The organism is uncultured Turicibacter sp. (assembly GCF_938044715.1).
Lineage (GTDB): Bacteria > Bacillota_I > Bacilli_A > MOL361 > Turicibacteraceae > Turicibacter > Turicibacter sanguinis.
The window spans coordinates 1-4,692 of the sequence record NZ_CALIOS010000066.1; the positions used below are offsets into that span (position 1 = coordinate 1).

General features: G+C 33.4%; 5 protein-coding genes. 4 read left to right on the forward strand and 1 reads right to left on the reverse strand.

Annotated elements, in window-relative coordinates; all coding sequences use genetic code 11:
• The first annotated feature begins 232 nt into the window (after positions 1-232).
• Together QWC74_RS07255 and QWC74_RS07260 are read left to right on the forward strand one after the other, a co-directional pair.
• Positions 233-1,048 (forward strand): DUF4037 domain-containing protein, encoded by an 816-nt coding sequence (locus tag QWC74_RS07255; protein ID WP_006783752.1) that lies wholly within the window; start codon positions 233-235, stop codon positions 1,046-1,048.
• 45 nt (positions 1,049-1,093) lie between these two features.
• Positions 1,094-2,224, forward strand: coding sequence for a competence protein CoiA (locus QWC74_RS07260; RefSeq protein ID WP_006783751.1), 1,131 nt, complete (start codon positions 1,094-1,096; stop codon positions 2,222-2,224).
• Between the two features lie 7 nt (positions 2,225-2,231).
• Here the strand turns inward: QWC74_RS07260 and QWC74_RS07265 are convergent, their stop codons facing one another.
• Entirely contained in the window at positions 2,232-2,816 is a 585-nt protein-coding gene (locus QWC74_RS07265) for a CYTH domain-containing protein (protein ID WP_006783750.1), read from the reverse strand.
• 144 nt (positions 2,817-2,960) lie between these two features.
• On the opposite strand from QWC74_RS07265, the gene QWC74_RS07270 reads away from it, so the two are divergent.
• Together QWC74_RS07270 and QWC74_RS07275 are read left to right on the forward strand one after the other, a co-directional pair.
• Entirely contained in the window at positions 2,961-3,653 is a 693-nt protein-coding gene (locus tag QWC74_RS07270) for a GTP pyrophosphokinase family protein (RefSeq protein ID WP_006783749.1), read from the forward strand.
• A gap of 1 nt (position 3,654) precedes the next feature.
• Entirely contained in the window at positions 3,655-4,440 is a 786-nt protein-coding gene (locus QWC74_RS07275; RefSeq protein ID WP_006783748.1) for an NAD kinase, read from the forward strand.
• The last annotated feature ends 252 nt before the right edge of the window (positions 4,441-4,692 follow it).

Consider the following 4,692-nt stretch of genomic DNA (forward strand, 5'->3'; position numbering starts at 1 on the left):
TGCCATAAAAAAGGCGTTGCTTAGTTAGCAACACCAAATATTATAGAACCTTTTTTTTATGCAAAAAAACAAAAATGGACATAAAGAGTAGGAATAAAGAATAGAATGAATTGAGTTCTTACAATGACTAATAATCCAAACAGCTACTTGAAACTAGTTGTTTTTTTATAAGAAACAAAATGAATGTTAAGAGATGTCAGGGTATCTAAATCAAAGTGATGGAGGGGAAGAGATGATTAATTTAAATGAAATACTGCATCGACTTGTTGCCGACTATTCTGAATTAGGAGAAGTTGTTGGTTTAACGATGGCTGGTTCTAAAGCAGCAAGTTTACAAGATGATTTATCGGATATTAATTTAGATGTTTATTTAGTAAATCCTTTGACGGAAGAAAAAAGACGACAAATAATTTTAAAATATGCGACAAAAATAGAGATGAATTATCCATCCTTCGTCACAAGTGATCATTTTCTCTTGAGTGATTTTCCAGTTGAGATTACGGTTTCGTTTATTATTTTGTCAGAACTTGAGCAGGAATTATATGATGTAATGGAACGTCATGTAGCAAAGGTAGGCTATACGACGTGTTTTATTCGTAATTTTATGGATTCCACCATTTTGTTTGATAAAGGGGGACGCCTAAAAGCGTTGTATGAAAAGTACGCAACTACTTATCCCAAGCAACTAAAGGAAAATATTATTGATTTAAATTTTCCTCTATTAAAAGATAGTTTCTCTTCTTATTATCATCAACTTGAACAAGCGATTATTCGCCAAGACACGTTGAGTATTCCACCAAGAGTCAGCAAGTTTTTAGCGAGTTATTTTGATATCATTTTTGCGATAAATGAAGTTTATCATCCGGGGGAAAAGCGTCTTATTCAAATCATGGAAGATAGTTGCGATATTTATCCGACCAATTTGAATGAAAAAGTTAAACAACTAATGGGCTATGCCGCACAAGGTGATATTCAATTTTTAGATATCATGGATGAGATGATTAGAGGACTTGAAGAAGTTTTAAATGAGCAAAATACTGCTTCTTGAAAAAGATAATCGTTAAAATAAGCGTATATCATGTTAGGTGATAACATGTTAACAGCAAAATTAAACAATCAACTCATTGATTTAACAGGACTTAGTCGAAACGAAATTATACAAAAGCATCAAAACCACTTACCTTACATATGCCCACATTGCGAGGGGGACATGATATTAAAGTATGGGATGAAAAAAAGAGCTCATTTTGCTCATAAAGTGCCATGTGAATATCAATGTTCTGAATCTGAAAGTGAGGAGCATAGAATTTCAAAATTTTTACTTGCCTCGTACCTAGAACGTCAAGGGGCAACCTCTATCAGGATTGAAAAAAGATTTCAAGATATCTTACGAATTGCCGATCTTTATTTTGAATGGAATCATCAAGCTTATGTTATTGAAATTCAAAAAAGTGCTATAAGTCAAAGCTTGTTTGAATCGCGAGTTCAAGACTATCGTTCAAAAGGAATTGAGGTCCTATGGGTTTTTATTGGAGATTTGAAGGAAAAGCCTCAAACCTATTTAATAAATAAAGTCATGGCTTTAAATAAACATCATCCACTGATTCATCTAAATATTATGACCGAAGAAGTTACTCTCTTTAATCAAATTATTTGGCTTAACCCAAAAGAGGTTAAAGCACAGGCAAATCGAGTATATTTAAAAAATTTACAGATGACCGATTTGCTAAATGATCAAGAAGCGTGTGAAGGTGTTAATTTAACACAATGGTTAGCGATAAAAAAAGAATTTAGATGTATTAAATGGCAACAATACATCAAAAGTGAAAGAGAGTTGGTTAGACTTTGCTATGGGCATCGTCTAACACTCTCGCTTATGCCATCTGAAGTTGGATGGCCCATTGCGAATCATCAGGGATTTACCAAACCACTTTTTATTTGGCAAGCGTATGTCTTAATTGGTTTCATTATGTCGAAAGAGATTGGAAGTTTTTTTAACCTGACGGATTTAGTTAATAGATTAAAAGGTCACTATCACTTAAAAATTGATCAATATGCCATTAAAGCTTTGAAGGCTTATCTTTTGATTTTAGCTCGTTTACAGATTATATCCAATCACAAGGGGTATTATGAAGTGTTAAAGTATCCCCGTGTTTATCATCAGTTAGAAGAAGTGTTAGAAGAGGATAGAAAAGTTGGCAATTTATTAAAACAAAAAAACTAGCCTTAGGCTAGTTTTTCTTTTTATTCATCGCATTGGTTGCACGTTTAATTTTATTTTCAGTTTCACGCGTTGGGATATGATATTGTTTTAAAAGGTCATTGAAATGACGTAATCCCACTTCATAGTCAGTGACTTCATATTCTAATTCATAGTCAATCACATCAGAGTAAAAGCTCTTATCTAACACAAGAAGACCTTCTTTATAAGGCACTTCAGCACGTTTGGTTGTTAAGTCAGTGATGACTAGAAGATGATTAACATCAACGGATAAAGATTGTAAGGCCTCATACACGGGACCTTTCACTAAAACTTTATCGTATTTTAAAGCTTGATAATCTTGTTTGGTAATCATTTGATTCGTTTCAAGTAAACCGACGGCTTGTTTTGTTTTTAAGGTTAATTCATAAGTACTGTTTTTAACACGGATACGAAGAGCTGCTTCAAGTTTTTTTAACTGTCCTGTCGGCGTATCAAAGTACACATTTTTTTGCGTCCACAGTTGTTCTTCGTTAATCGAAAACTTATTTAAAAGTTGTTGATATTCTTGTTCAGTTAGCATATTCTTGAACTCAATTTCAAGATTTGTTGCCATTAAAATCACCTCTATATTTTATTATGACGTATCCTCGTGTTATAATCAATAATAGATAGTTATAATTGTCACTAACTTGAAAAAAAGTATATGAAAACCATTTGAAAGTAAACGTAAAAGAGAGGAATTAGAGGTGAATGTTTAATGGATTGGTTAAGTTTTTTTGAGCCTTATGAATTAGCATTACAAGAATTAAAAATCAATTTAAGGGGAATTAGGCAACAATATAAAACAAAAGGGCTCCATTCACCCATTGAATTTGTCGATGGGAGGGTTAAAACTATCTCAAGTATTTTAGATAAGCTTGAACGAATGGGGTTATCTATTAATGCAATAGATGAAGTGTATGATATTGCGGGAATTCGAATTAACTGTCAGTTTGTCGAAGATATTTACATGGTCGTCGATTTATTGACAAAACGTCACGATCTTGAAATTGTAGAAACGAGAGATTACATTTTAAATCAACGCGACAGCGGTTATCGCTCGTATCACATTCATGCTTACTATCATCTAGAAACCATTGATGGGATGAAAAAAGTATTAGTTGAGTTCCAAATTCGAACGCTTGCGATGAATTTCTGGGCAAGTATTGAGCATTCTTTAAACTATAAATACGATGGTCAAATTCCAGATCAAATTAAAGATCGCTTAAAACAAGCGGCTGAAGCAGCTGGATGGCTTGATCGACAAATGTCAGAGATTCGCGATGAAATCGCTGAAGCACAGAAAACATTTGAAAAACGAAAAACAGATGAATACCGTATTATTGAACCACCCACAAGTCTTGTCAATGTGAATGAAGACTATGTAATTAAACAACAAAAAGGTGACTAATATGAAAGTTTCGATTTACGCAAATGAACGCGAAAATTCTCAAGAAGTAAAAGCACAGCTTTTAAAAAGGCTTCAAGCTGCTTCGGTTGAAATAGATGATGAGTATCCAGATATCGTCTTTACCATTGGTGGAGATGGAACGGTTTTACATGCCGTCCATCATTATTTATACTTAATTGAAACAGTTAAATTTATTGGAATTCATACGGGGCACCTTGGATATTACACGGACTGGCTGCCAACAGAATTAGATGATTTAATTACCTTTATCCATCAAGATGCACAAAAAATTAGTGAATACCCATTACTGTCAATTAAACTCTGCTATGATGAAAGGGACTGTCATCAGTTATATGCGTTTAATGAGATGACGATCTTAAATGCGTTTCGAACTCAACACTTTAACGTCACGATTGGTGATTTGTTTTTTGAATCATTTAGAGGGACTGGTCTCTGTCTTTCAACACCAACCGGAAGTACCGCCTATAATAAATCATTAGGGGGAGCTATTTTATATCCGAGTTTATCTGCTTTTCAAATGACAGAGATTGGATCAATTAATAATAATGTGTATCGTACGATTGGATCACCGTTGATTATTCCAAAAGAACAAATGGTCATCTTAGAGTCAGAAAACTTTGAGGATATTACAATTACAAGAGATCATTTGTATGCCACTTATAAGCATATTAATCGTGTTAAAGTGACGCTTTCTGATCGTAACGTCAAATTTATTAAACGTCATGATGTACCATTTTGGGGACGTGTAAAAGATCATTTTCTATAGAAAAATTGAAATGTTTTGAAAGGACCTTTCAATATTGGGGCAGATATTAAAAAGTCTTGATAAAATTTATCTGGACTTATCTATCAGAATTAAAAGTTAAGGTGGAATCTATGAGTTTAACATTAACCTATGAAATCAAAGCAGCAGATGATCAAACCTTACTGCTTAATTTTTTGAAAAAACAAGACATTTCTAAAAAAGCCATTGTTGCGACGAAACATCGTGGTGGAAATATGGAAGTGAATGGTGAGC

Bases quoted from the DNA above. Each gene is read 5' to 3' on its own strand.
- QWC74_RS07275 (WP_006783748.1), top strand. From the start codon at position 3,655: ATGAAAGTTTCGATTTACGCAAATGAACGCGAAAATTCTCAAGAAGTA.
- QWC74_RS07265 (WP_006783750.1), bottom strand. From the start codon at position 2,816: ATGGCAACAAATCTTGAAATTGAGTTCAAGAATATGCTAACTGAACAA.
- QWC74_RS07270 (WP_006783749.1), top strand. From the start codon at position 2,961: ATGGATTGGTTAAGTTTTTTTGAGCCTTATGAATTAGCATTACAAGAA.
- QWC74_RS07255 (WP_006783752.1), top strand. From the start codon at position 233: ATGATTAATTTAAATGAAATACTGCATCGACTTGTTGCCGACTATTCT.
- QWC74_RS07260 (WP_006783751.1), top strand. From the start codon at position 1,094: ATGTTAACAGCAAAATTAAACAATCAACTCATTGATTTAACAGGACTT.